A 25,185-nucleotide genomic window follows, 5' to 3' on the forward strand; every position below is an offset into this window, starting at 1 on the left:
GGTCGCCTCGCGGGCGGCGCGGGTCAACGGCGGGACCGGACGCGGGCGTTGACGCGCGCTCGCCTCACTCCGGGGGCGGGCCCTCCTGGGTGCCCTCCAGGACCGCCCGGCAGATGGCGTGGAGCTGCCCGGTCTGCTCGGGCGAGAGGTGGTCGAACAGGGCGCGGCGGACCTGCTCCACATGGCCGTGGGCGGCCTCCTCCAGCGCGGCGAACCCCTCGTCGGTCAGCGTGGCCAGCGTGGTGCGGTGGTCGGCGGGGTGCTGGGTCCGCTTCACCCAGCCCCGGCCCTCCAGCTTGGCGACGGCGTGGGAGAGCCTGCTGGGCGAGGAGCGGGTGATCCTCGCCAACCGGCTCATGGTGAGGGTGCGGTCGGGCGCCTCGGAGAGCATGGCCAGGGTCTGGTAGTACGCCAGGGGCATCCCGGCGTCACGCTGCAACTGCCGGTCCAGCTCCTCCCGTACGCGCTGGGTGGCGCCCAGGAAAGCCCGCCAGGTCCGCTGCTCTTCGTCGTCCAGCCACCGTGTCGTGCCCATGTTTCCAGCGTACGGGGACGGGTGCGGTACCGGCCGGGCCGCCGATCGGGGGGCGGCGGCCCGGCCGGTCGCTCACTCCTCGCCGGCGAGGGTGAGGGTGCGCAGCTTCTGCCCGGCGTACCAGGTGCCCACGACGGTCACCACCGCCAGCAGCACCGCGGCGGTCGGCAGGCCGACGTCGGAGGCGATGTTCGCGCCGGGCGCCGTCTTCTCGGCCAGGGCCAGCGCCCACTGCTGGACGCTGAGCGTCCGGGCGCCGGGCACCAGGCTGCCGAAGAGCGCCTCCCAGATGAGGGCGTAGACCAGGCCGAAGACGACGGCGTGCCGGCTGACCGTGCCCAACAGCAGGAAGACGGCGCTGTAGGCGACGGAGGCGGCGACCGCCGCGACGGTGTAGGCGACGGCGATCTGTTGGCTGTTGCCGTTGAGGATCCACCCCGCGATCAGCATCGGGACCGCCGAGAACACCAGGGTGACGGCGATGGCGACGGTCAGCTTGGTCAGGATGATCGTGGGCCGCTTCAGCGGCTTGGCCAGCAGGTAGACGATCGACCCGTCGTCGATCTCCGGGCCGATCGCGCCGGTCCCGGCGATCACGCCGATCAGCGGGACCATGGTGGCCAGCGCGAAACCGCCGAGCACCTCCGTGGCCACCGCGTCGTCGGCGCCGACCAGCAGGCGGATCGCGACGGAGATCAGCAGGAGCAGGGCGGGCAGGACGAACAGGATCAGCGCCCGGCGGCGGCCGAGCAGGGCCCGGTAGGTGAGCCGGGCGACCGTGGGGTCGTACATCGCGGTGGGGCTCCTTGGACTGGTTGCCGGCTGTGACTCTCGGGGAGGTCTCAGGCCGTGACGAGGTAGGAGAAGACGCTCTCCAGGGACTCGTCCGAGGGCGAGACCGTGAGGAGCCGGATGCCGTGCGCGCGGGCGATGCGCGGCAACTGCTCGGTGAAGCGGGCGAAGTCGACGGCCTGGATGAGCAGGGCGCCCTCGCTCCGGTCGAGTTCGATGCCCGCGGTGCAGGGGTCGGCGATCAGCGCGGAGGCCAGCGCGCGGTCGTCGCTGGACCGTACGAGGTAGCGGTGGGGGCGGTCGGTCATCAGCCGGCGGATGCGCCGGAAGTCCCCGGAGGCCGCGTGCCGACCGGCGACGATCACCTCGATGTGGGAGGCGAGCTGCTCGACCTCCTCCAGGATGTGCGAGGAGAACAGCACCGTGCGGCCCTCGGCGCCCATCCGCCGCAGCAGTTCCATCAACTGCATGCGCTGGCGCGGGTCCATGCCGTTGAAGGGCTCGTCCAGCAGCAGCACGGACGGGTCGTGGACGAGCGCGGAGGCCATCTTCACGCGCTGCCGCATGCCCTTGCTGTACGTGGCGATCCTCCGGTCCTGGGCGTACTCCATCTCCACGGTGGCCAGGGCCCTGCGCGCGGCCTCGCCCGGGTCGGCCAGGCCGTGCAGCTCGGCGTTGGCGAGGACGAACTCGTGACCGGTGAGGAAGTCGTACATCGCCTCGCGCTCGGGGACGACGCCGATCTCCTGGTAGACCCGCTCGTTGCGCCAGATCACCGTCCCGTCGAGGGTGACGGTGCCGGCGGAGGGCGCCAGGAAGCCGCCCATCATGTTGATCAACGTGGACTTGCCCGCGCCGTTCGGGCCGAGCAGCCCGGTGACGCCGGGACCGATGTCCATCGTCACGTCGTTGACGGCGACGACGTTGCCGAACCAGCGGGACACGTGGTCGATGTGGATCGTGGTCATGGGTTACGCCGCCTTCTCGTTCTGCGCGGAGGTCTTCACGGTCACAGCCCCGCCTTGCGGTAGCGGCTCATCAGCGCGGCCCAGCAGGCCGCGATCAGGCCGAGGATGACCAGGGCGTAGACGGCCCCGGCGGCGGTGCCGGGCTCGTGCCCGCCGGGGAAGCCGGTGGGGGCGCCGAGGAACGCCGACTGGAAGCCGTCGACGAGCGAGCCGGGCGAGAAGAGCCCGAGCCAGGCGACGGCGCCGCCGTTGCCCTGCTCGTCGGCGATGGCCTGGACGGTGGTGACGGCGAAGTACGGGATGGTCAGCACGGCGATCACCGCGGCGACGCCGAAGCCCCGGCGCGGGGTGAGCGCGGCGACGACCAGGCCGATACCCGCGTGAAGGACGGAGAACAGCGCGATCGAGGCCAGGCCCTGGAGGAAGCCGGTGGTCTGGTCGCCGAAGTCGAGCTCGACGAGCAGGGCGCCCACGTACATGACCACCAGGGGCGCGGCGGTGAACAGGAGGAGCGCCGACGCCATGGCCGCGTACTTGGCCGCCACGTAGTCGACGCGCTCGATCGGGCGCGAGAAGTACAGCGGCACGGTGCGGAAGCGCAGGTCGCGGGAGACCGACTGCGGCGCCTGGGAGGCGAGGTAGAGGCCGATGACCGGCTGGAGCATCAGCGCGTACTCGGTGTACTCCACCGCCAGCTCGTCGGCGCCGGGGGTCACGGCGGCGACCGCCACCAGGATGCCCGCCGGCAGCACCATCACCGCCAGCAGGACGAACGGCAGCACCTTGGACTTCGCCGAGCGCCCCAGGCCGTACGCGCCGCGCAGGGACTGGGTCAGCAGCGAGCGGCGGGCGTAGGACCGCCCGAGGCGGGGGCCGTCGTAGTGGCGGTAGCCGATGTTGTGGATGCTGGCGTCCTCGCCGCGCTGGGCGGGGACGGCGGGGCTCGTGGTCGGTTCAGGCCGCATCGGTGCTGCCCCCCTTCTCGGTCGTTCCGGCGGCGTCGGCGTCGGCCGTCTTGAAGACCTCCACGATGCGGTGCCTGCGCTGCTCCATCCGGACCAGGCCCAGGCCCAGCTCCGCGACCGCGTCGCGGACGGTGTCGTACACGGCGTCGTCGGCCGCCTCGACCAGCAGGACGCGTCCGGCGCCGGGCAGTCCGTCGCCGCCCGTGCCGGCCACGGTGAGCCCGAGCCCGGTGAGGGCGGAGCGCAGGGCCGCGGTGCCGTCGGGGTGGGCGTCGGTGTCGGTGACCTCGACCGCGAGGGTGGTGGTCCGCCGGGTGAAGTCGGTGGTGGCGGAGGAGCGCAGCAGTCTGCCGCCGTCGATGACGACGACGTGGTCGCAGGTGCGCTCCAGTTCGCCCAGCAGGTGGGAGGTGACCAGGACCGAGATGCCGAAGTCGGAGTGGATGCGGCGGATCAGCCCCAGCATGTCGTCCCGGCCGACCGGGTCCAGACCGTTGGTCGGCTCGTCCAGGAAGACCAGTTGCGGGTCGTGGACCAGGGCCTGGGCCAGCTTGACCCGCTGCTTCATGCCGGTCGAGTAGCCGCCGATGGGCCGGTAGCGCTCCTCGTACAGCCCGACGTGGCGCAGGGTGTCGGCGGTCCGCTCGCGGGCCGCGGTGGCGGGCAGGCCGGACATCCGCGCCATGTGGACGACGAACTCGGTCGCCGAGACGTCGGGCGGCAGGCAGTCGTGCTCGGGCATGTACCCGACCCGTTCGCGGATGCCGGCGCCCTGCGTGGCGACGTCCATGCCGAGGACGGAGGCGGTTCCCTCGCTGGCGGGGGAGAGGCCCAACAGGATCTTGATCAGGGTCGACTTGCCCGCACCGTTGGCTCCCACCAGGCCGGTCACGCCCGGCGTGATCTCCATGGTGAGCCGGTCCAGCGCGGTGACCCTGGGAAACCTCTTGCTGAGGTTCTCGGTCGCGATGACAGTCACGCGGTCGACCGTAGTGGCGTCCGTCACGGGGCACGTCAGCCCGGGGGCGTGGATGTGCCTCGTACTGGAGGTGTACATGCCCTTAGGGGTGCCGGCCCCGGGAAGGAGTCCTCCGGCCGTGTCACGGGCGGTGTCACGACGCCGAGACCGGCAACCCGTCGTCCTCGGACCGTCCGGCGCCGTGCCGCGGCGGGAGCGGCGCGCAGGTCGGAACGTCGGGGGACGTCGGGAAGGAGAGGTGCGCATGGGAGCCCGGGAGACGGTGGCGGACGCGCGGGAGCGGTGGATCCCCACGGACGGCGTCGAGCTGTGCGTCGCCGAGCTGGGCCGGCGGACGGACGAGGACGGGAGCCGCCGCCCGACGGTGGTGCTGCTGCACGGCTACCCGGACTCCAAGGAGCTCTGGGCGCCGGTCGCCGAGCGGCTCGCGGACCGCTTCCACGTGGTGCTGTACGACGTGCGGGGCTTCGGGAGGTCGACGGCGCCCGACCCGCTGCGCGGCGGATTCACGCTGGAGAAGCTGACCGACGACTTCCTGGCCGTCGCGGACGCGGTGAGCCCCGACGCCCCGGTGCACCTGGTGGGGCACGACTGGGGGTCGGTCCAGGGGTGGGAGTTCGCCACGGTCGGCCGGACCCGGGGCCGGATCGCGTCCTTCACCTCCCTCTCCGGTCCGTCCCTGGACCACCTCGGGCACTGGTTCGCCGGGCGGCTGACCCGGCCGACCCCGCGCCGGGCGGTCCAGGCGCTCGGGCAGGGCGTCAGGTCCTCGCACGTGTACCTGATGCACCTGCCCGGCGTGCCGGGGACGGTCTTCGGCGGGCTCGGGACCGCCCTCGCGCGGCGGCGGGGCCGGCCGGTCTCCCCGGACCTCCGCGGGAACGCCGCGCACGGGGCCTGGCTGTACCGCGACAACGTCCGCTCCCGGCTGCGCGCCCCGCGCGAGGACGCCTACGCCCATGTGCCCGTCCAGCTGATCACGCCGGCCGACGACCCCTTCCTCTCCCCCGCCGTCCACGACGGCCTGGAGCGCTGGGTGCCGCGGCTGACGCGCCGCACGCTCCGCGCCGGCCACTGGGCGCCGCGCACCCATCCCGACCGGCTCGCCGGCTGGATCGGCGCGTTCGTCGACGCCTGCGAGGGGCGGCGCGAGGACGGCGGGGGCGGCGGGGGCGGGGACGCGCCCGCCGTGCGCGGAGGGCGGCACGGGACGTACGCCGAGTACTTCGGCGAACAGCTCGTGCTGGTCACCGGCGCGTCCCGGGGCATCGGCCGGGCGATCGTCCTGGCCTTCGCCCGGGCCGGGGCCCGGGTCGTCGCCGTGGACACCGACGGCGAGAACGCGGCGCGCACGGCCGAGCTGGCGCGGCGGGTCGGCGCGGCACGGGCGTGGGCCGAGACCGCCGACGTCTCCGACGGGCGGGCCATGGAGGCGTTGGCCGAACGGGTCGCGGACCGGTACGGCGTGGTGGACGTGCTGGTCAACAACGCCGGGATCGCCGCCGCCGGGCCGTTCCTGGAGCACACCGAGGACGACTGGAACGCCGTCCTGGGCACCAACCTGTGGGGCGTCGTCCACGGCTGCCGCCTGTTCGGCCGGCAGATGGCCGCGCGCGGCGAGGGCGGCCACATCGTCAACGTCTCCTCCTGCGCCGCCTACGAGCCCACGCGCGCCCTGCCCGCGTACTGCACCTCCAAGGCGGCGGTGCTGATGCTCAGCCAGGTGCTCCGCGCCGACCTGGCCGGGCAGGGCATCGGGGTCTCGGCGATCTGCCCCGGCATCGTCAGCACCACGATCCTGGACGACACCCGGTTCCGGGGCTTCGACGAGCAGGACCGCCAAAGCCGGATCAAGCGGGCCCGCCAGGTCTACCGGATCCGCAGGTACCCGCCGGAGAAGGTCGCCGACGCGGTGCTGCGCGCGGTGATCCGCGACAAGGCGGTGGTGCCGGTGAACCTGGAGGCGCGGGCGGGGCTGTGGCTCTCCCGGCTGGCGCCGAGCCTGCTGCGGGCGTTCGCACGGATCAACGTCCGGGCCTGACGGCCGGGCCGGGCCGGCCGAGGGAAGAGAAGCCGAGGGAAAAGAAGGTGCCGCGGGCCGGGGCGCGGGTGCGTCCTGGGCTCGTATCGACAACCGACTGGACGACCGACGCACCAAGCGGATCTCGAAGTACGCCGCACGCCACCTGCGGCACGACCCCGGACGGATCGGACTGACGATGGACGCCCACGGCCGGGTGGACGTCGACGAGCTGCCGGCCGCCGCGCTCCCCCTTCCGGCGCCGGACGGGATGCGGCGCCGGGCCCGTCCGGGTGTCAGGCCAACTGCCTCGGCGCCTCGACGGCGATCTCCTCGAAGACCTTCTCGTCGGCCTCGAACATCGTGCCGTCGATCGGCCAGTGCACCACGATCTCGTCGACGCCCAGCTCCCGGTACGTCCCGGCGAAGTCCACGAAGGCGGCGAGGGAGGCCAGGGGACGGTCCGGGGTGAAGCCGGTGAGCAGGACCCTGGACAGCTCCGCCGGGTCGCGGCCCTCCCGCGCGCAGGTCTCCTCCAGCCGCCGGATCTGCTCCCGGATCGCGTCGCGCGACTCCTCCGCGGTCCCGCCCGCGGCCACCCGCGGGTCCCCGGTGGTCACCCACGCCTGCCCGTACCGCGCCGCGAGCCGCATGCCGCGCGGGCCGGTGGCGGCCACCGCGAAGGGGACGCGGGGCCGCTGGACGCAGCCGGGGATGTTCCGGGCCTCGTGGGCGGAGTAGCGCTCCCCGTGGTGGGTGACGGCGTCCTCGGTCAGCAGCCGGTCCAGGAGGGGCAGGAATTCGCCGAAGTGGTCGGCCCGCTCGCGCGGCGTCCACGGCCGCTCGCCGGGCGCCCGGAGCACCGTGGCGTCGTACCCCGAGCCGCCCGCGCCGATGCCGAGCGTGATCCGTCCGCCGGAGACGTCGTCGAGGGTGATCAACTCCTTGGCCAGGGTGACCGGGTGCCGGAAGTTCGGCGAGGTCACCAGGGTGCCCAGCCGTATCCGCCCGGTGGCCGTCGCGGCGGCGGTGAGGGTGGGCAGCGCGCCGAACCAGGGGCCGTCGCGGAAGGGCTCGCGCCAGGAGAGGTGGTCGTAGGTGTAGGCGGTGTGGAACCCCAGCTCCTCGGCCCGCCGCCACCTCTCGCGCCCGCCCTCGGCCCAGCGCAGGACGGGAAGGATCACGGTGCTCAGTCGCATCCCCCGAGCGTATGCGGGCACCCGTGCGAGCGGCGGACCGGCCGGTGGGCCGGCCGGTGGGCCGGCCGGCGGGCCGGTACGGTCCGGCCCCGACGCGTCGGACGGGTGCGCCGGGCGCGGATCACCGGGTGCGGGACGTCCGGCGTCCTGACCGTCCGTGTCCATCCGGTTTCGAATGCGTTCGCCCGGTGGCTCATTCGGGCACCTCGACGCACGTGTGTGCGCGCATATGCGGGAGTATGGGGACCGTGACTCATGCCCTGGCATTCCCGACGACGCGTCCGCGCCTCATCGCCACCGACCTGGACGGGACGCTGCTGCGCGACGACAAGTCCGTCTCCGACCGCACGGTCGCGGCGCTCGCCGCGGCCGAGGAGGCCGGGATCGAGGTCTTCTTCGTCACCGGACGCCCCGCGCGCTGGATGGACGTGGTCGCCGACCACGTCCACGGACACGGGCTGGCGATCTGCGCCAACGGCGCGGCCGTCGTCGACCTCCACCGCGGACGTCGGATCGTGCAGGTGCGGGACCTGCCGCACGGCACCGCGCTCGCCGTGGTCAAGGAGCTGCGGACGACCGCCCCGGAGGTCAACTTCGCCGTCGAACGGACCGGCGGCATCCACTACGAGCCGCGCTACCCGCAGTTCCACCTCGACCCGGGCGCGGTGATCGCCCCGATCGAGGAGCTGCTGTCCCAGGACTCCGAGTACGCCGACCAGCCGGTCCTGAAGCTCCTGGCCCACCACGGGGAGCTGCCGCCGGACGACTTCCTGCGGACGGCCCGCGAGGTGGCGGGCCACCACGCCGAGTTCACCCGCTCCAGCCCCAACGCGCTGCTGGAGATCAGCGGGCCCGGCGTCAGCAAGGCCAGCACCCTGGCCCTGTGCTGCGCGCGGCGCGGCGTCGCGCCCGAGGAGGTCGTCGCCTTCGGCGACATGCCCAACGACCTGGAGATGCTGACCTGGGCCGGCGCCTCGTTCGCCATGGCCAACGCCCACCCCGACGTGCTGGCCGCGACCCCGTACCGCACGTCCACCAACGAGGACGACGGGGTGGCCGTCGTGATCGAGCGGCTGCTGAGCCTGCCCTCCGCCGCCTGACGTCCGCCGCCCGACGTCCGCGGAAACGTTCCGGCGGGGCGCGGGCCGTCCCGCCCGCTCGTCCCGGAACACCCCTGGACGCCCTTGCCTTGGAGCGCTCTCCAAACGCCAGCATGAGTCCTCCGAGCGCGGCGGAGGCGCCGCGCGGAACGGGAGGACTCCTCGTGAGCGCATCCGACGGCGCGCCGAACGCGCCGTACTTCGCCCTGGGCGCCATGGACTTCGGCACACGGCTGGACCGGGAGACGTCGACGACGCTGCTCGACCGGTTCGTCGAGCGCGGAGGGCGGTGGATCGACACCGCGAACTGCTACAGCTTCTGGTCGGACCCCTCCGGCGTCGGCGGCCAGAGCGAGACCGTCATCGGGGAGTGGCTGGCCGCCCGGCCCGGCGTCCGCGACCGGGTGCTGATCAGCACCAAGGTGCGCCAACAGCCCACCGTGCCGGGGAAGTGGCCGGAGTCCGCCGAGGGACTGTCGGCGCCCGTCGTACGCCGGGCGGTGCGGGAGAGCCTGGAGCGGCTGCGCACCGACCGGATCGACCTGTACTGGGCGCACGCCGAGGACCGCGGAGTGCCCCTGGAGGAGACCGTCGCGGCCTTCGGCGAGGTCGTCTCGGACGGGCTCGCCCTCCGGCTCGGGGCCTCCAACCACGCCGCCTGGCGCGTCGAACGCGGTCGCGCGCTCGCCCGCGGGACGGGGGTGACGGGCTGGACCGCGCTGCAACTGCGGTACTCCTACGTCCAGCCGCGGCCGGGCACCGTCCTCCCCGAGGGCGGGCACCTCCACGCGACCGCCGAGTCGCTGGACTACGTGCGCAGCGAGCCGGAGCTGGACCTGTGGGCCTACTCCACGCTGCTGTGGGGCTCCTACACCCGCCCCGACCGGCCGCTGCCCGAGCACTACGACCACCCCGGCACGGCACGGCGCCTGGCCGTCCTGGCCGAGGTGGCGGCCGAGACCGGCGCCGGCGCCCACCAGGTCGTCCTGGCGTGGCTGGCCGGAGGGGACCCGGCGATCGTCCCGATCGTCGGGGTGAGCCGCGTCGAGCAGCTCGACGAGGCGTTCGACGCGATGGAGCTGCGGTTGGACGCCGAGCAGCGGCGCCGGCTGGACGAGGCCGCCTGAGGGACGCGCGGGAGGACGGCGCTCGGGTGCGCCGGAGGACGCGGGTGGGCCGCGGGTCAGTCCCGGCCCGCGCCCACCGGCTCCTCGGTGGCCCGCTCCCGCTCCAGCATCCGCCGGAACGGGCCCTCCGCCCCGGCCAGTTCGCGGTACGGGCCGCGCTGGACCACGCGACCGCCGTCGAGGACGACCACCTCGTCCACCGTCTCCAGGCCGGCCAGGCGGTGGGTGATCAGCACGGTCGTGCGGCCCTCGGTGGCGGTCAGCAGGTCGGCGGTCAGGGCGTCGGCGGTGGCCAGGTCCAGGTGCTCGGCGGGCTCGTCCAGCACCAGCACGGGGAAGTCGGCCAGCAGCGCGCGGGCCAGCGCCAGGCGCTGCCGCTGGCCGCCGGAGAGCCGGGCGCCGAACTCGCCGACGAGGGTGTCCAGACCCTCGGGCAGCTCCTCGACCCAGGTGTCGAGACGGGCGGCGGCCAGGGCCGCGCGGAGGTCGTCGTCGGTCGCGGACGGCCGGGCCAGGCGGAGGTTCTCGCGCAGGGAGCTGTCGAAGATGTGCGCGTCCTGGGCGCACAGGCCGACGAGGCGGCGTACGGCGTCGCCGTCCAGGGCGCGGGCGTCGACGGCGTCCGGGCCGAGGGTGTGGCGGCCGGACTCGGGGTCGAGGAAGCGCAGCAGGACGTGGGCGAGCGTGGTCTTGCCCGAGCCGGACGGCCCGACGACCGCGACGCGCCGGCCCGGCGTCAGACGCAGGTCCACCCCGGCGAGGGCGGGACGGTCCTGGCCGGGGTGGCGGGCCGTGAGGTCGGTGAGGACGACGGGGAACGGGGAGTCCGGCGCCGGGAGCGGGTGCTCCGGCTCGCGGACGGGAGCGGGGGCGTCGATCACCTCGTGGAGCCGCTCGGCCGAGCGGCGGGTGCGCTGCCGGTACTGGGCCGCCTGCGCCATGCCGGCGACCGCCTCGAAGGAGGCGAGCGGGGTCAGGACGACCACCGCCATGAGGAGCCCGTCGAGCCGCCCGTCGTGGACGGCGGCGGCGCCGAACCAGGCCGCTGCGGCGACGGTGAGCCCGGCGGCCAGCGTGGACAGTCCGCCGCCGAGCGCGGTCACCGCGGAGCTGCGGGCGGCGAGGCGGGTGAGCGCGGTGTCGGCGGCGCGCACGGCCTCGGCGTGCCGGGGCAGCGCACCGGCGACGGTCAGCTCGGCGGTGCCGGTGAGGAGGTCGACGGTGCGGGTGGTCAACGCGCCTCGGGCGGGCGCGAGTTGCCGCTCGGTGCGCCGGGCGACGGCGGCGGCGAGCGCCGGGACGGCGACGCCGGCGACGAGCAGTCCGGCCGCGAGCACCGCGCCGGCCTCGGGGAGGAGCCACGCGGTGAAGACGGCGGCGGCGAGGGAGACCGTGGCGGCGACGGCGGCCGGGAGCAGCCAGCGCAGGAAGTAGTCCTGGAGGGCGTCGACGTCGGTGACGAGCCGGGTGAGCAGGTCGCCGCGCCGGGCGTGGCGCAGCCCGGCGGGGGCGAGGCGTTCGAGGCGCCGGTGGACGGTGACGCGCAGGTCGGCCAGGAGGCGCAGCACGGCGTCGTGGGAGACGAGGCGCTCGGCGTAGCGGAAGACGGCGCGGCCGATGCCGAAGGCGCGGGTCGCGGTGACGGCGACCATCAGGTACAGGACGGGCGGCTGCTGGGAGGCGCGCGAGATCAGCCAGCCGGAGGTGGCCATCAGGCCGACGGCGCTGAGGAGCGCGAGCGCTCCGAGGAGCAGCGCGAGGGCGAGCCGGGAGCGCTGGGGGCGCGCGATGCGGCGAACGCGGGCGAGGGCGTCCGGCTCGTGGGCGGACGCGGACGCGGATTCGGGGGCGGCCGTGGGGGCGGGTGCGGTGCGCGCCGGGGTCGGGGCCGGTCCGGGACGGCCGTCCCCGCCCGGCCCCTCCGGCTCGCCGCCGACCGCGGATTCGTCGTGGGCCGGTGTGCGGATCGGCGTGTGGGTGGGCGCGCCGACCGACGTGCCGGTGACGGCCGGGACCGTCGGCGCGACGTCCGGTGCCCGCTCGGACGGTGCGGGACCGGGGGCGGGCGCGAGGCGGACGACGCGGTCCGCGACCGCGAGCAGCGCGGGGCGGTGGACGATCAGGAGGACGGTGCGGTCACGGGCCAGGCGGGCGACCGCGTCGACGACGGCGGCCTCGGTGGCGCCGTCGAGCGCGGCCGTCGGCTCGTCCAGCAGGAGCAGCGGTCGGTCGGCGAGGAAGGCGCGGGCCAGGGCGACGCGCTGCCGTTGACCGGCGGAGAGCCCGGCGCCCATCTCGCCGAGGAGGGCGGTGGGCGAGAGGTCGGGGGCTCCGGCGTCGCGGAGGGCGGCGAGGACTTCGGCGTCCGTGGCGTCGGGCTTCGCGAGGCGGACGTTCTCGGCGATCGTCCCGGCGAACAGGTGCGGGTGCTGGGGGACCCAGGCGATCTGGGAGCGCCAGCCGGCCGGGTCGAGGTCGGCCAGGTCGGTGCCGTCGACGGTGACGCGGCCGGAGGTGGGGGGCGTGAAGCCGAGGAGGACGTTCAGGAGCGTCGTCTTGCCGGAGCCGGAGGGGCCGGTGACGGCGACGGTCTCGCCGGGCCGGACGGTGAAGGTGGTGGCGGGCAGCGAGTCGGTGGTGCGGCCCGCGTGGCGGACGGTGAGGCCGTCGAAGGCGATGGTGGCGGTGCGGGCGTCGGGCGCGGGGGTGGTGCCGGGGGCGGGGGGCGTGGTTTCGAGGACGCCGAAGACCTCCTCGGCGGCGGACAGTCCCTCGGCGGCGGCGTGGTAGTGGACGCCGACCTGGCGCAGGGGGAGGTACGCCTCGGGGGCGAGGATCAGCACGACCAGGCCGGTGTAGAGGTCGAGGTCGCCGTGGACCAGGCGCATGCCGATACCGACCGCGACGAGCGCGACGGAGATCGTCGACAGGAGTTCGAGGGCGAAGGAGGAGAGGAAGGCGATCCGCAGGGTGCGCAGGGTGGCGCGGCGGTAGTCGGCGGTGATGGCGCGGATGTTCTCGGCCTGTGCCTTGGCCCGGCCGAAGACCTTGAGGGTGGGCAGGCCGGCGACGACGTCGAGGAAGTGGCCGGAGAGGCGGGTCAGCAGCCGCCACTGGCGGTCCATGTGGGCCTGGGTCGCCCAGCCGATCAGGGCCATGAAGACGGGGATGAGCGGCAGGGTGACGACGATGGTCGCCGCGGAGATCCAGTCGTCGGTGACGATCCGGGCGAGCAGCGCGGCGGGGACGACGACGGCGAGGGCGAGTTGGGGGAGGTAGCGGGCGAAGTAGTCGTCGAGCGCGTCGATGCCGCGGGTGGCGAGGGTGGCCAGTTCGCCGGTGCGCCGGTCGCCGAGCCAGGCGGGTCCCAGGGCGGTGGCGCGGTCGAGGAGGCGGAGGCGGAGTTCGGACTTGACCGCGGCGGACGAGCGGTGGGCGGCCAGTTCGGTGAGCCAGGAGACCAGGGCGCGGCCGAGGGCCACGGCCCCGAGGAGGAGCAGGGGGGTGGCGAGGTCGGCGGGGGGCGTGTCCTGCTGGAAGGCCCGGACGACGACCTCGGCCATGAGGACGGCCTGGGCGATGAGCAGGCCCGCTCCGGCCAGCCCGAGCGCCACGGCCGCGACGAGGAAGACGCGGGTGGTGCGGGCGTACCGGAGCAGGCGGGGGTCGACGGGCTTCATGGGCGGCTGGGTTCCGGTTCCTGCTGGTGAGCGTCGACGGCGATGTGCTGGGTTCCGATCCGCTTGCGGAACACCCAGTATGTCCAGCCCTGGTAGAGGAGCACGAGCGGTGTGGCCAGGGCGGCCAGCCAGGTCATGATCGTCAGGGTGTAGTGGCTGGAGGACGCGTTGGCCACCGTCAGGCTCCAGTCCGGGTCGAGGGTGGAGGGCATGACGTTCGGATAGAGGGCGAGGAAGAGCGTCGCCACGGTGGCCACGATGGTCACCCCGGAGAGGGCGAACGACCAGCCCTCGCGCACCGCGGCGATCGCGCGGACGGCGGCGAGCAGGGCGAGGGCGGCGACGGCCAGGGCGATCAGACTGGCGAGGCCGCCTCGGTCGAGCCGGGTCCAGCCGAGGAAGACGACCGCGAGGGCGACGGTGGCGACCCCCAGGCGGACGGCGAGCGCGCGGGCGCGGACGCGGATGTCGCCGACGGTCTTCAGGGCGGTGAAGACCGCGCCGTGGAAGGTGAACAGGGCCAGGGTCGTCAGGCCGCCGAGGAGCGCGTAGGGGTTGAGGAGGTCGAGGAGGCCGCCGACGTACTCCTTGTCGGCGTCGATGGCGACGCCGTGGACGATGTTGCCGAAGGCCACGCCCCACAGGAAGGCCGGGAGCAGGGAGCACCAGAAGATGGCGCGCTCCCAGTTGGTCTGCCACGTCTCCTCGGGGCGCTTGGCGCGGTACTCGAAGGCGACGCCCCGGACGATCAGGCAGACGAGGACGAGGAGGAGGGGCAGGTAGAAGCCGGAGAAGAGGGTGGCGTACCAGTCGGGGAAGGCGGCGAAGGTGGCGCCGCCGGCGGTCAGCAGCCAGACCTCGTTGCCGTCCCAGACGGGTCCGATGGTGTTGATCAGCACGCGGCGCTCGGCGCGGTCGCGGGCCAGCAGCCGGGTGAGGACGCCGACTCCGAAGTCGAAGCCCTCCAGGAAGAAGTAGCCGGTCCACAGGACGGCGATGAGGACGAACCAGACGTCGTGGAGTTCCATCGGGGGAAACCTCGGTAGGACCTAGTAGGAGAAGGCCATGGGACGGTCGGCGTCGTCCCGGTCGTGGCCGCCGATCCTGGTGGGTGGGTTGAGGTCGGCCTCGGTCAGCTCGGGCGGCCCGGCCTTGACGTACTTGGCCAGCAGCCTGACCTCGATGACGGCGAGGGCGGCGTACAGGAGGGTGAAGACGGTCAGGGAGATCAGGACCTCGACCTGGGAGACGCCGGGGGAGACGGCGGCGGAGGTGCGCAGCAGGCCGTAGACGACCCACGGCTGACGGCCCATCTCGGTGAAGATCCAGCCCCAGGCGTTGGCGACGAGCGGGAAGCCCAGGGTGAGGAAGGCCAGCCGCCAGTACCAGCGGGTGAGGGTGGGGCCGAGGAGCCGGTCGCGGGTGAGGGCCAGGCGCGGGACCTCGTCGGCGGTGGTGCGGTGGCGTTCGGCGAGCCGGAACCGGCGCCGGGTGAGCCACAGTCCGACCGCGCCCAGGGCGGTGGAGGCCATGCCGAACCCGATCATCCAGCGGAAGCCCCAGTAGGCGACGGGGATGTTGGGCTTGTAGTCGCCGGGGCCGTACTGCTCCTGGAGGGCCTCGTTGGTGTCGTTGATGCCGGGGACGGGGGTGGAGAAGTCGCTGTGCGCGAGGAAGGAGAGGAGGCCGGGGATCTCGATGGCGACCTCGTTGTGTCCGTCGTCCACGTCGCCGTAGGCGAAGACGGAGAACGGCGCGGGTCCCTCGGTCTCCCACAGGGCCTCGGCGGCGGCCATCTTCATGGGCTGCTGCTCGTACATGATCTTGCCGAGCACGTCGCCGCTGACGGCGGTGAGCGCTCCGGCGGTCACGAGGGTGACCAGGCCGAGGCGGAGCGAGGTCCGCATGACGGGCACGTGGCGACGGCGGGCCAGGTGGTAGGCGGCGATGCCGACCATGAAGGCGCCACCGGTGAGGAAGGCCGCGGTCATGCTGTGGAAGAACTGCGCCAGGGCGGTGTTCTGGGTGAGCACCGCGACGAAGTCGGTGAGTTCGGCGCGCCCGTTCTCGGGGTTGATGCGGTAGGCGATCGGGTGCTGCATCCAGGAGTTGGCCGCCAGGATGAAGTACGCGGACAGGACGGTGCCGATGGACACCATCCAGATGGTGGCGAGGTGGAGCTTCTTCGGCAGCTTGTCCCAGCCGAAGATCCACAGGCCGATGAAGGTCGACTCGAAGAAGAACGCGATCAGCGCCTCGAAGGCGAGCGGGACGCCGAAGACGTCGCCGACGAAGCGGGAGTAGTCGGACCAGTTCATGCCGAACTGGAACTCCTGCACGATGCCGGTGACGACACCCATGGCGATGTTGATCAGGAAGAGCTTCCCCCAGAACTTCGTCGCCCTGAGGTACACCTCCTTGTTCGTCCTCACCCAGGCCGTCTGGAGGCCGGCGGTCAGGGCGGCCAGCGAGATGGTCAGGGGGACGAACAGGAAGTGGTAGACGGTGGTGATGCCGAACTGCCACCGTGCCAGGGTCTCCGGCGCCAGAGCTAGGTCCACGGCCCTCTCCAAAAGTGGACATGGTGTGACGTGTCACACGCGCTCGTGAATGCGTTCACATTCACAAGAAGTATGACGCACGTCTTTTCCTTTCTTTCACCCGGGGGGGTGTGAGGACGGAGACACTTTCGGGCGAGGGGTTCCGTCCCGGTTCGCGGGGAGGGAGGGCCGGGCGCGGAGCGGCCCCGTCCGCCCTCCGGACGCGCCGGGCGTCACGGCAGGGCGGACGGGGCCGGAGGTCTCAGAGCCCCTTGCGGAAGTCCCGCGCGGTCCGCAGGAAGATGTCGTTGGCGTCCGTCTCGCCGATCGTGACGCGGACCCCCTCGCCCGCGAACGGCCGGACCGTCACACCCGCCTTCTCGCAGGCCTCCGCGAACTCGGTGGTGCGCTCGCCCAGGCGCAGCCAGACGAAGTTCGCCTGCGTCTCGGGCACCGTCCAGCCCTGCTCCAGCAGCCCCTCGCGGACCCGCCCGCGCTCCTCGACCAGCGCCTCCACGCGCTTCAGCAGCTCGTCCTCGCTGCGCAGCGAGGCGACCGCCGCGTCCTGCGCGATCTGGCTCACCCCGAACGGGACGGCCGTCTTGCGCAGCGCCGCGGCCACCGGCTCGTGGGCGATCGCGAACCCGACCCGCAGCCCGGCCAGGCCGTACGCCTTGGAGAAGGTGCGCAGCACGCACACGTTCGGGCGGTCGCGGTACAGCTCGATCCCGTCCGGCACGTCCGCGTCGCGGACGAACTCGCGGTACGCCTCGTCCAGCACCACCAGGACGTCCTCGGGGACCCGGTCCAGGAAGCGCTCCAGCTCGGCGCGGCGCAGGGCGTTGCCGGTGGGGTTGTTGGGGTTGCAGACGAAGATCAGCCGCGTGCGGTCGGTGACGGCGTCGGCCATCGCGTCCAGGTCGTGGTCCTCGCCCTCGGTCAGCGGCACCTCGACGGAGGCGGCCCCGGAGATCCGGGTGATGATCGGGTACGCCTCGAAGGACCGCCAGGCGTAGACCACCTCGTCGCCGGGGCCGGCCGTGGCCTGGAGCAGCTGCTGGGCGACGCCCACCGAGCCGGTGCCGGTGGCCACGTGGGTCACGGGCACGTCGAAGCGGCTCGCCAGCTCGCTCGTCAGGGCGCCGCAGGCCATGTCCGGGTAGCGGTTGAAGGAGCCGGCCGCGGCGGTGGCGGCCTCCAGCACGCCGGGCAGGGGCGGGTAGGGGTTCTCGTTGGAGGACAGCTTGTACGCCACCGGGCCGTCGGCCGCGGGAGGGCGGCCGGGCTTGTAGGTGGGGATCCCGTCCAGTGCCGCGCGCAGCTTCGGGGCCTTCTCCGTCATGCCAGGTCCTCCTCGACCCTCCGGGCCAGTCGCGGAGCGGCCCTGCCGCCGCTCTCACCGCGTCCAATACTGCTCACCCTGGAAGGATTCCGGGAGACCCCCCGCGTCCTCCCTCGGAGGGGCGCATCCGAAGAAGCGTGCGCGGGTGGCGCGCGCCGTGGCGCGCATCACCCGTGGAGGTGAGTTGAGGCGGCCCGGACAGATTCGCCGTTCTACCGGAACAGGCGGTGGCAGAGCCGCAGAAACGATGGATCACACCCTGAACCGCCGCCCCTTCCATGGTCGTTATCGCTGATCCAGCTTGCAGAATCGTTTCTTCGCTCCTTTCCCTGTACACCTCCGCAAACGGCGTGTCACGGCCCTACTATCGGCACGCCATGACAGCAGCAGGGAAGCACCAGGTGAGCCGGTCCCGCGGCCGTCGGCTGGGACGCGCGGGCATCCGTGACGTGGCCGCCGCGGCCGGGGTCTCGATCACGACGGTCTCGGACGCGCTCAACGGCAAGGGTCGCCTGCCCGAAGCCACCCGGCGCCACGTCCGCGAGGTGGCCGACCGCCTCGGCTACCGCCCCTCCGCGGCGGCCCGGACCCTCCGCACCGGCAAATCGGGACTGATCGGTCTCACGGTCACCACCTACGGTGAGGAACCCTTCACCTTCACCGAGTTCGCCTACTTCGCCGAGATGGCCCGCGCCGCCTCCTCCGCCGCCCTGGCCCGCGGCTACGCCCTGGTGATCCTGCCCGGCAGCACCCGGCAGAGCCCCTACGACGTCTGGTCCAACGTCGCCCTCGACGGCACCGTCGTCATCGACCCCTCCGACCGCGACCCCGTCGTCACCGAACTGGTCCGCCAGGGCATCCCCGTGGTCTCCGACGGCCGCCCCTGCGGCGACCTCCCCGTCACCGCCTGGGTCGACAACGACCACGAGGCCGCCGTGACCGGCCTGCTGGACCACCTGGCCGCCGCCGGCGCCCGCCGCATCGGCCTGCTCACCGGCACCAGCACCGACACCTACACCCGGCTGTCCACCAGCGCCTACCTCCGGTGGTGCGAGCGCAAGGGCCAGGACCCGGTGTACGAGGCGTACCCCGCCCACGACCCCTGCGCGGGAGCCGTCGCCGCCGACCGGCTGCTCGCCCGGCCCGACCGCCCCGACGCCGTGTACGGCCTGTTCGACCCCAACGGCACCGACCTCCTCGCCGCCGCCCGCCGCTACGGGCTGCGCGTCCCCGACGACCTGCTGCTGGTGTGCTGTAGCGAGTCCGCCGTCTACGCGGGCACCGAGCCGCCCATCACCACCCTCTCCCTCAAGCCCGGACGCATCGGCACCACCGTCGTCCAGCTCCTGATCGACGCCATCGAGGGCGCCGGCGGCAACCGGCCCGTGCAGCAGATCATGCCGACCGACCTCATCGTCCGCGCGTCCTCGCAGCGGCGCCGCTCGCAGACGACGATCAGCGCACCCCGCTCCCCCGAACAGCACGACTGAGCGAGCGAAAAGGACACAACGGGAGAAAACTCCACCTCGTCCGGCTCCCGTCCGGCCCCGGCCCGAATTGTCGTCCCCGGGTGCGTCACAAGGCGCGACCTGCGTTCCTATGATGGGCGCACACACCAGGACCGGCTTTCGGCACGGGGCAACCCGCGGGAGGCGGCGAGGGTCCGGAAGGTGCAGGCGCGCGCGACGGTGGAGGGGTCGATGACTCAGGGGGCCGGTCGGGGATCCGACATGTGGCACAACGCGAGCGCGATGGGCGCGACCGGCCCGCTTCCGGACGGGTACACCCCCACGCAGCGGGACCTGCCCGTCGTCGGCCCCGCGGCCGGCGTGCCGATCCCCACCCCCACGCTGGTCGACACCCCCTCCCCCCTCGGCTCGTCCGGCGGCGAGCAGGGGCCGCTGTACGTCGTCGGCGACGTCCACGGCTACCTCGACGAGCTGCGGGCGGCCCTGCTCAACCAGGGTCTGATCGACACCGAGGACCACTGGATCGCGGGGAACGCCCGGCTGTGGTTCCTGGGCGACTTCACCGACCGCGGCCCGGACGGCGTCGGCGTCATCGACCTGGTGATGCAGCTCTCCGCCGAGGCCGCCGCCGCCGGCGGCTACTGCAAGGCCCTGATGGGCAACCACGAGCTGCTGCTGATCGGCGCCAAGCGCTTCGGCGACACCCCCGTCAGCTCCGGCGCCGGCACCGCCTCCTTCAAGGCCGCCTGGCTGCTCAACGGCGGCCAGCACTCCGACATGGAGCGGCTCCAGGACCACCACGTCCAGTGGATGTCCCGGCTGGACGCCATGGCCCTGGCCGACGACCACCTGCTGGTGCACTCCGACACCACCGCCTACCGGGAGTACGGCGACACCATCACCGACGTCAACGACGCGATCACCGAGGCGCTCACCCACCACGACGCCGACGAGACCTGGGACCTGTTCCGCAAGTTCACCAAGCGCTTCGCCTTCCGCGACGAGGGCGGGGCGGCGGCCGTGCGCGAGATGCTCGACACCTACGGCGGGCGACGGCTCGTCCACGGGCACAGCCCCATCCCGTACCTGCTGGGCGAGGTCGGCTCCGAGGACGGCGGCGACGGGGCGCCGCAGGTGCACGGACCGCACGTCTACGCCGACTCCCTGGCGGTCGCGATGGACGGCGGAGTGACCATGGCCGGAAAGCTACTGGTGACCCAACTCCCGCTCCCCGCCTGAGCGTTGGCTCCCCCGGCGTCCGCTTGACCCACCCGTGCGCGGACGGTTCCGCGGGTGAACGCCCCCACCGCCGGGTGCGTATTTTCCGGAAACACCCTGTCACCGCCTGACGGAACCGCTCTACCATCGGGTCCCTGTCTTCAGCGAGCTCTCCTCCGTTTCCGCCCTCACGGCCGTACGGAGCATCGGGGGATGCACATGAACAGCGCTCCGCACCTGCGCCTGGAGGACCGCCCCGAGTTCGAACGGGTCCTCGACGAGGCGCTGCGCACCGCACGCGACCACCCTGACCTGGCCGCCGTCGGCCGGCGGCTGACCACCGACCAGCTCCGCACCATGGCGCTGGGCGCCGCCGCCGCGATCGCCGCCTGCGCCGCCGCCGAGTACGACCACTTCGTCCGGCTCCGCGAGGAGCTGCGCCGGCCCGACCACGCCCCCTCGGCGCAGGGCGCGACCACGGGCCCCTCCGGAGCTTCCGGTTCCGCCGGGGCCGGGCTGCTTCCGATGCTCTCCGTGCTGGCGCCCCTGCTGGCCGGAACCGCATCGGTGATCTTCCTCCTGGTCGGCTACGCCCTGCGCGTGATGACACCCGAACCGTCCATCGCCGCGCCGATGCGCACCGCGGGCTGGGCCTTCGCCGCCCTGACCGCCGCCACGCTCCTGATCGCGTGCGTCGGCCTGCTCGTCACCGCCCTGCGCCACGGCTCCGGCGCGATCCGGGCGGGCGGCCCCGGCGGGCCGGACGGCCTGGCCGAGGAGGTCGCCCGCGCCCGCGCGGCCTGGCGGACGGCGCTGCTGGAGCGCGGGGTGCTGCCCTTCCTCCGCGAGGCCCTGGCCGCTCCCGACACCGCCGCCGTCCCCGACGCCGCCTCCGACACCGCCTCCGACACCGCCGAGGCGGCCGGGGCCGCGAAGGCGCCGCGGGAGAGCCGCCACCCCCGGCTGGGCTACACGCACCCAGGCTTCTCCAGCCCCGCCTCGGGCACGCCCCGCCAGGCGGGCACCGGCCCCCGCTTCACCAGCCCGGACTTCACCAGCCCCGACTTCGGCGGCCCGGAGCACGCCCCGGACTGAGCCCGAGGCCGAGCCGAGGCCGCGCCCGAGGCCGCGCTCCGACAATTCGGTGGGACCGGCGAGGGGGTGCCGGCATCCTGGGGAGGGTGACGGACCGATCAAGGAGCCCGGAGGAGCGCCGGGCGCCACACGAGCTGTTCCTGCGGATCTCCCCCGAGCTGCGGCTGTTCCTGCCCACGCGCCACCGCGGCGCCGATGCCCTTCCCGTGCCCCACGACGGGACGTCGTCCCTCGTCCACATCGTGCAGTCCGCCGGCGTCCCGCTGACGGAGGTGGGCGCGCTCGTTCTGGCGGACGGGCGGCGGGTGGGGCCGGAGCACCGCCCGGAGGCGGGCGAGACGATCCGGGTCGAGCCCGTGGAGAGGCCGCAGCGGGTGCCGGACGGGCCGCCGCGCTTCCTGCTCGACGTCCACCTGGGCACGCTGGCCCGGCGGCTGCGGCTGGTGGCCGGTCTGGACACCGCCTACCACAACGACATGGACGACGCCGCCCTGGTCGAGCAGGCCAACGCCGAGCGGCGCGTCCTGCTGACCCAGGACCGCGGGCTGCTGATGCGCCGCCAGCTCTGGATGGGCGCCTACGTGCACGGCTCCCGCCCGGACGACCAACTCGCCGACGTCCTGGACCGCTTCGCGCCGCCCCTGGCGCCGTGGACGAGGTGCACGGCGTGCAACGGGCTGCTCGACGGCGTCCCCAAGTCCGAGGTCGAGCACCTGCTGCGCCCGGGGACCCGCCGGACGTACGACACCTTCGCCCGCTGCCGCGACTGCGGACACGTCTACTGGCGCGGGGCGCACGGGAGTCGGCTGGAGGAGCTGGTGGCCGGGGCCGCCGAGTCGGTCCGCACCGCCGAGCCCTGATCGGCCCGGCCGAGCCCGGACCGGCCCGACGGGGAGGGCCCGGCGTCCGCGGCCGGGCCCTCCTCTCCCTCCGTCCCGCCGGGTTCAGCCGCGCGGGTCGGCCGCCAGGAACTCCTCCAGCACCGGCGCCAGCGCCTCGGGCCTCACATCGTGGTCCTGTCCGGGAAGCTCGCGGTACTCCCCGCGGGGCACGGCGTCCGCGACCGCCCGTGCCGTGGCGCGCATCCACTCCCAGGTCTCGCCGCCCGCGGCGACGAGGGTGGGCACCGTGACGGAGGCCAGCCGCTCGAAGGGCGGCGAGCCGTCCCCCAGGACCGCGTTGTCGTAGGCGAGGGTGTGGGCCAGCGCCTCGCACCCGGGCCACATCGGGGAGTTCCGCAACTGGTCGACGACCTCGCTCGGCGCGCCCGTCAGCCTCACGAACAGCTCGACCGCGTCGCCCCGGCGTCCGGCCGCCAGCGTCTCCGTCAGGCGCGCGGTGTACTCGGCCTTCCTCCTGCGGCTCTCCTCGTCCGACGAGTACGGGGGCTCGTACATCACCAGGTGCGTGACGCCGGCGTCGCCGTCCGCCGCCGCGGCGAGGGCCAGGGCGGCGCCGGAGGAGAAGCCGCACACCGCCGCCGACCCGCCCGCCGCGGCGATGACGGCCGCGATGTCCTCCACCTCGCGCCGGACGGCGTAGGGCGCGGAGGAGTCGCCGCTCGCGCCGCGCCCGCGGCGGTCGTGGTTGTAGACGGTGAAGCTCCGGGCCAGGAGGGCGGCCAGCGGCGCGTTCGCCGTGCGGTCGCAGAGGGCCCCGCTCACCAGGACGATCGGCGGGCCGTCGCCGTGGCGCTCGTAGGCGATGGGGGTGCCGTCGCGCGAGGTCACTGTCTCCATGGTCTCTCCCTGCCGTGTTCTCGGGGGGTGCGGTTCTCGGGAGGGTGGACCGTCCGGCGCGACGGAACTCATCGGTCGCGGCGCTCCCGTTCTCCTCCGGTGAGTTCCGGAGGGTCACTCATCTGTTCCGCCACCTAGGTTGCGAAGCTACCTAACTCATGGTGTCATCTAGGTATGGCAACAGACCGTAGGGCCAGTTGGCTCAAGGGCGTCCTGGACCTGCTGGTCCTCGCCTGCCTGACCGAGGGCGAGAACTACGGCTACGAGATCGCCAAGCGGCTGGACGAGGCCGGGCTCGGCACGATCCGCGGCGGCACGCTCTATCCGGTGCTCAACCGGCTGGAGGAGGCCGGCCTGGTGGAGGCCGAGTTCCGCGCCGCCGAGCGCGGCCCCGGCCGCCGCTACTACCGGCTGACCGGCGACGGACGCCGGCACCTGGCCGAACAGGGCGGCGCGTGGCTGGTGTTCCACCGGTCGGTGAAGGACGTACTGGGCAAGGGAGGGGTGGAGGAATGACGGGGCAGGGAAAGACGGCGCGGAGCACGGACCCGTACTTCACGGAGTTGGCGGACCGGCTCCGCGCGCGGGGCCTCGCCGAGGCGCGGGTGACCGCCGTCCTGGCGGACCTGCACGAGTACCTGCTGGACGCCGACACCACCCCGGAGGCCGAGTTCGGTCCGGTGGAGGAGTTCGCCGAGCAGCTCGTCCGCGGCGGCACGGACGCCTCCCCCGCCGAGCCCGCCGGAGAGCCGGGCCCCCGCGCCGAGGAGTGGCGCTGGCTCTGCGACGCCTACACCGACCGGGAGCTGCTGGCCCGCTTCGGCGACCAGGGCTGGGAGGTCGAACGCATCGACCGGCTGGGCCGCTTCGTCTGCCGCCGCGACCCCGCCGGCGCGATGCGCTGGGAGTACCGCCGCGAGATCGTCAGCCGCAAGGACCACGACGAGGTGGCCGCCCGCCTCGCGCCGGACGGGTGGGAGCCGTGCGGCCGGTGGACGTACATCACCTACTTCAAGCGCCCGCGCGCCGCCGTCACCGGCCCCGCCGCCGAACTCCCCGCCGTCCCCGAGCCACCGGCGCGCCGCCTCTTCCTCGGCTCGAAGTACCGGTGGCTGCTCGTGGCGGCCGCGGCGGCGTGGGGGGTGGCGGGCGTCGTCCTCCTCGTCACCGACGCCTCCCCCTTCACCCCCGCCACGCTGACGGGCACGCTCGTCGGCGGCCTGGCCGGCGGCGCCTTCGGGTCGTACGCCATGCGCCGCCGGTTGGCGAAGGAGTCCGCCGAACTGCCGTGACGCCCGGCGGGGGTGGACAACCGCCGGGCGCGTCGACCACGCTGACGCACAGCCGACACACAGACGCACCCGGCGGAGGGAACCCCGATGACCGCGGCCGGCACGGCCCGCACGGCAGCCCTGCTCACGTGGCTGCGCCCCGCCCTCTACGGCCTCGTCGTGGCGCTCGTCCTGCTCGACCTCGCCCACGACCTGTTCGGCCTCGGCGTCGACGCCCCCGGCCGGCTGCTGCTCGGGGCCGCCGTCGTCGCGCTCTCCACGGAGATCCCCCGGTCGCTCCTCGCCCGGAACGCGCACCGGGGCCCCGAGCCGGCGCCCGTCGAGGTCGCGCCGCCGGTCACCGGCCGCTGGAGCGCGCTCAACAGCCCCGCCGACAAGGTGCCCAGCCACGGCACCCGCGCCTACGGCCAGGCGTACGCGATCGACATCGTGCACGAGCCGGAGGACCGGCCCCGCCCGGCGTTCGGCTGGTGGCCGCCCGTCCGGCGCAACGGCGACTTCCCCGCGTTCGGCGCACCGGTGCTGGCGGTCGCCGACGCCACGGTCGTCCGCGCCCGGGACCGCCGCCGCGACCACCTCTCCCGCAACTCCTGGCCGGCCCTGCCGCTCTTCTTCGCCGAGGCGTCCGTCCGCGACGTGTCCGGACTCGGCGCGATCGTCGGCAACCACCTGGTGCTCGACCTCGGCGACGGCACGTACGCCCTCTACGCCCACCTGATGCGCGGCTCGCTGACCGTCCGGGAGGGCGAGCGGGTGCGCGCGGGCCAGGTGGTGGCCCGCGTCGGCAACACCGGCAACTCCACCGAACCGCACCTGCACTTCCAACTGATGGACGGGGCGGACCCGCACACGGCGCGCGGCATACCGTTCCACTGGCGCGGCGTCGGCGTCCCGGCGAACGGCGCGACGTTCACCGTGTGACCCGCCGGCCCTCCCACCGTCCGCGCTCCTCCCCGTCCGCCCCGAGGGGCCGGAGGACCCGCCGCACGCCGCCGAACGGCCGGCGGGGACGGCCGGCTCCACCACCGGCACGGCGTCGACCGCCCGCAAACCCCGCTCCCACCACACCAGTTGGCGCGATTGTCCAATTTTGGTCGATTGATCGGCATGCGCAGGGAAACGCGG

21 protein-coding genes are annotated in these 25,185 nt (G+C 73.9%); 10 read left to right on the forward strand and 11 right to left on the reverse strand.

Going from position 1 to position 25,185, the window contains the following annotated elements; all coding sequences use genetic code 11:
- Positions 1-64 precede the first annotated feature (64 nt).
- The 5 genes from ABD335_RS29520 to ABD335_RS29540 form a co-directional block, all read right to left on the reverse strand.
- Complete coding sequence (locus ABD335_RS29520; protein ID WP_344329022.1) at positions 65-535, reverse strand: MarR family winged helix-turn-helix transcriptional regulator; 471 nt, start codon at positions 533-535, stop codon at positions 65-67.
- A 72-nt stretch (positions 536-607) separates the two neighbouring features.
- Positions 608-1,327 carry an ABC transporter permease subunit gene (locus tag ABD335_RS29525; RefSeq protein WP_344329024.1) on the reverse strand — a complete coding sequence of 240 codons (720 nt, stop codon included), beginning with the start codon at positions 1,325-1,327 and terminating at the stop codon, positions 608-610.
- Positions 1,328-1,377: 50 nt separating this feature from the next.
- Positions 1,378-2,295 (reverse strand): ABC transporter ATP-binding protein, encoded by a 918-nt coding sequence (locus ABD335_RS29530; RefSeq protein WP_344329027.1) that lies wholly within the window; start codon positions 2,293-2,295, stop codon positions 1,378-1,380.
- A 41-nt stretch (positions 2,296-2,336) separates the two neighbouring features.
- Positions 2,337-3,260, reverse strand: a complete 924-nt coding sequence (locus ABD335_RS29535; protein ID WP_344329029.1) for an ABC transporter permease — start codon at positions 3,258-3,260, stop codon at positions 2,337-2,339.
- Positions 3,250-4,266 carry an ABC transporter ATP-binding protein gene (locus ABD335_RS29540; RefSeq protein WP_344329031.1) on the reverse strand — a complete coding sequence of 339 codons (1,017 nt, stop codon included), beginning with the start codon at positions 4,264-4,266 and terminating at the stop codon, positions 3,250-3,252. The genes ABD335_RS29535 and ABD335_RS29540 overlap by 11 nt, the downstream gene beginning before the upstream one ends.
- Before the next feature lie 217 nt (positions 4,267-4,483).
- On the opposite strand from ABD335_RS29540, the gene ABD335_RS29545 reads away from it, so the two are divergent.
- A complete protein-coding gene (locus ABD335_RS29545) occupies positions 4,484-6,280 on the forward strand; it encodes an SDR family oxidoreductase (protein WP_344329033.1) in 1,797 nt (598 codons plus the stop codon).
- A gap of 275 nt (positions 6,281-6,555) precedes the next feature.
- Here ABD335_RS29545 and ABD335_RS29550 read toward each other — a convergent pair whose 3' ends face one another.
- Positions 6,556-7,458, reverse strand: a complete 903-nt coding sequence (locus ABD335_RS29550; RefSeq protein WP_344329035.1) for an LLM class flavin-dependent oxidoreductase — start codon at positions 7,456-7,458, stop codon at positions 6,556-6,558.
- Between the two features lie 239 nt (positions 7,459-7,697).
- Here ABD335_RS29550 and ABD335_RS29555 point away from each other — a divergent pair, with 239 nt between their 5' ends.
- On the forward strand, positions 7,698-8,558 hold the full coding sequence (locus ABD335_RS29555) for a Cof-type HAD-IIB family hydrolase (RefSeq protein WP_344329037.1): 861 nt from the start codon (positions 7,698-7,700) through the stop codon (positions 8,556-8,558).
- A gap of 215 nt (positions 8,559-8,773) precedes the next feature.
- The gene (locus ABD335_RS29560) at positions 8,774-9,685 is read left to right on the forward strand and encodes an aldo/keto reductase (RefSeq protein ID WP_344329386.1); all 912 of its coding nucleotides are present in this window, start codon (positions 8,774-8,776) and stop codon (positions 9,683-9,685) included.
- Between the two features lie 56 nt (positions 9,686-9,741).
- Here the strand turns inward: ABD335_RS29560 and cydD are convergent, their stop codons facing one another.
- From cydD to hisC, 4 genes are all read right to left on the reverse strand, one after another.
- Positions 9,742-13,365: a thiol reductant ABC exporter subunit CydD gene (gene cydD, locus ABD335_RS29565; RefSeq protein ID WP_344329039.1), complete on the reverse strand. Its 3,624-nt coding sequence runs from the start codon at positions 13,363-13,365 to the stop codon at positions 9,742-9,744.
- Positions 13,362-14,393: a cytochrome d ubiquinol oxidase subunit II gene (cydB, locus tag ABD335_RS29570; RefSeq protein WP_344329041.1), complete on the reverse strand. Its 1,032-nt coding sequence runs from the start codon at positions 14,391-14,393 to the stop codon at positions 13,362-13,364. Before cydB ends, cydD begins: the two co-directional genes overlap by 4 nt.
- Positions 14,394-14,414: 21 nt before the next feature.
- On the reverse strand, positions 14,415-15,926 hold the full coding sequence (locus tag ABD335_RS29575; protein ID WP_344329043.1) for a cytochrome ubiquinol oxidase subunit I: 1,512 nt from the start codon (positions 15,924-15,926) through the stop codon (positions 14,415-14,417).
- A gap of 241 nt (positions 15,927-16,167) precedes the next feature.
- Entirely contained in the window at positions 16,168-17,247 is a 1,080-nt protein-coding gene (hisC, locus tag ABD335_RS29580; protein ID WP_344329045.1) for a histidinol-phosphate transaminase, read from the reverse strand.
- A gap of 377 nt (positions 17,248-17,624) precedes the next feature.
- On the opposite strand from hisC, the gene ABD335_RS29585 reads away from it, so the two are divergent.
- The 4 genes from ABD335_RS29585 (at position 17,625) to ABD335_RS29600 (ending at position 21,889) form a co-directional block, all read left to right on the forward strand.
- Positions 17,625-18,737 carry a LacI family DNA-binding transcriptional regulator gene (locus ABD335_RS29585; RefSeq protein ID WP_344329046.1) on the forward strand — a complete coding sequence of 371 codons (1,113 nt, stop codon included), beginning with the start codon at positions 17,625-17,627 and terminating at the stop codon, positions 18,735-18,737.
- A gap of 240 nt (positions 18,738-18,977) precedes the next feature.
- Complete coding sequence (locus tag ABD335_RS29590; protein WP_344329048.1) at positions 18,978-19,955, forward strand: metallophosphoesterase; 978 nt, start codon at positions 18,978-18,980, stop codon at positions 19,953-19,955.
- Positions 19,956-20,147: 192 nt separating this feature from the next.
- Positions 20,148-21,029: a hypothetical protein gene (locus ABD335_RS29595; protein WP_344329050.1), complete on the forward strand. Its 882-nt coding sequence runs from the start codon at positions 20,148-20,150 to the stop codon at positions 21,027-21,029.
- An 86-nt stretch (positions 21,030-21,115) separates the two neighbouring features.
- The gene (locus ABD335_RS29600; protein WP_344329052.1) at positions 21,116-21,889 is read left to right on the forward strand and encodes a Mut7-C RNAse domain-containing protein; all 774 of its coding nucleotides are present in this window, start codon (positions 21,116-21,118) and stop codon (positions 21,887-21,889) included.
- Positions 21,890-21,973: 84 nt separating this feature from the next.
- On the opposite strand, the gene ABD335_RS29605 is transcribed toward ABD335_RS29600, so the two are convergent.
- On the reverse strand, positions 21,974-22,768 hold the full coding sequence (locus ABD335_RS29605) for an alpha/beta fold hydrolase (protein ID WP_344329054.1): 795 nt from the start codon (positions 22,766-22,768) through the stop codon (positions 21,974-21,976).
- A gap of 174 nt (positions 22,769-22,942) precedes the next feature.
- Here ABD335_RS29605 and ABD335_RS29610 point away from each other — a divergent pair, with 174 nt between their 5' ends.
- The 3 genes from ABD335_RS29610 to ABD335_RS29620 all read left to right on the forward strand — a co-directional run bounded on the left by ABD335_RS29610 (position 22,943) and on the right by ABD335_RS29620 (position 24,981).
- The gene (locus tag ABD335_RS29610; RefSeq protein WP_344329057.1) at positions 22,943-23,284 is read left to right on the forward strand and encodes a PadR family transcriptional regulator; all 342 of its coding nucleotides are present in this window, start codon (positions 22,943-22,945) and stop codon (positions 23,282-23,284) included.
- Entirely contained in the window at positions 23,281-24,060 is a 780-nt protein-coding gene (locus tag ABD335_RS29615; protein ID WP_344329058.1) for a hypothetical protein, read from the forward strand. The genes ABD335_RS29610 and ABD335_RS29615 overlap by 4 nt, the downstream gene beginning before the upstream one ends.
- A gap of 87 nt (positions 24,061-24,147) precedes the next feature.
- Entirely contained in the window at positions 24,148-24,981 is an 834-nt protein-coding gene (locus tag ABD335_RS29620; protein WP_344329059.1) for a M23 family metallopeptidase, read from the forward strand.
- Positions 24,982-25,185: the final 204 nt, after the last annotated feature.

The sequence above is a fragment of the Streptomyces macrosporus genome, assembly GCF_039533145.1.
Taxonomy (GTDB): domain Bacteria; phylum Actinomycetota; class Actinomycetes; order Streptomycetales; family Streptomycetaceae; genus Streptomyces; species Streptomyces macrosporus.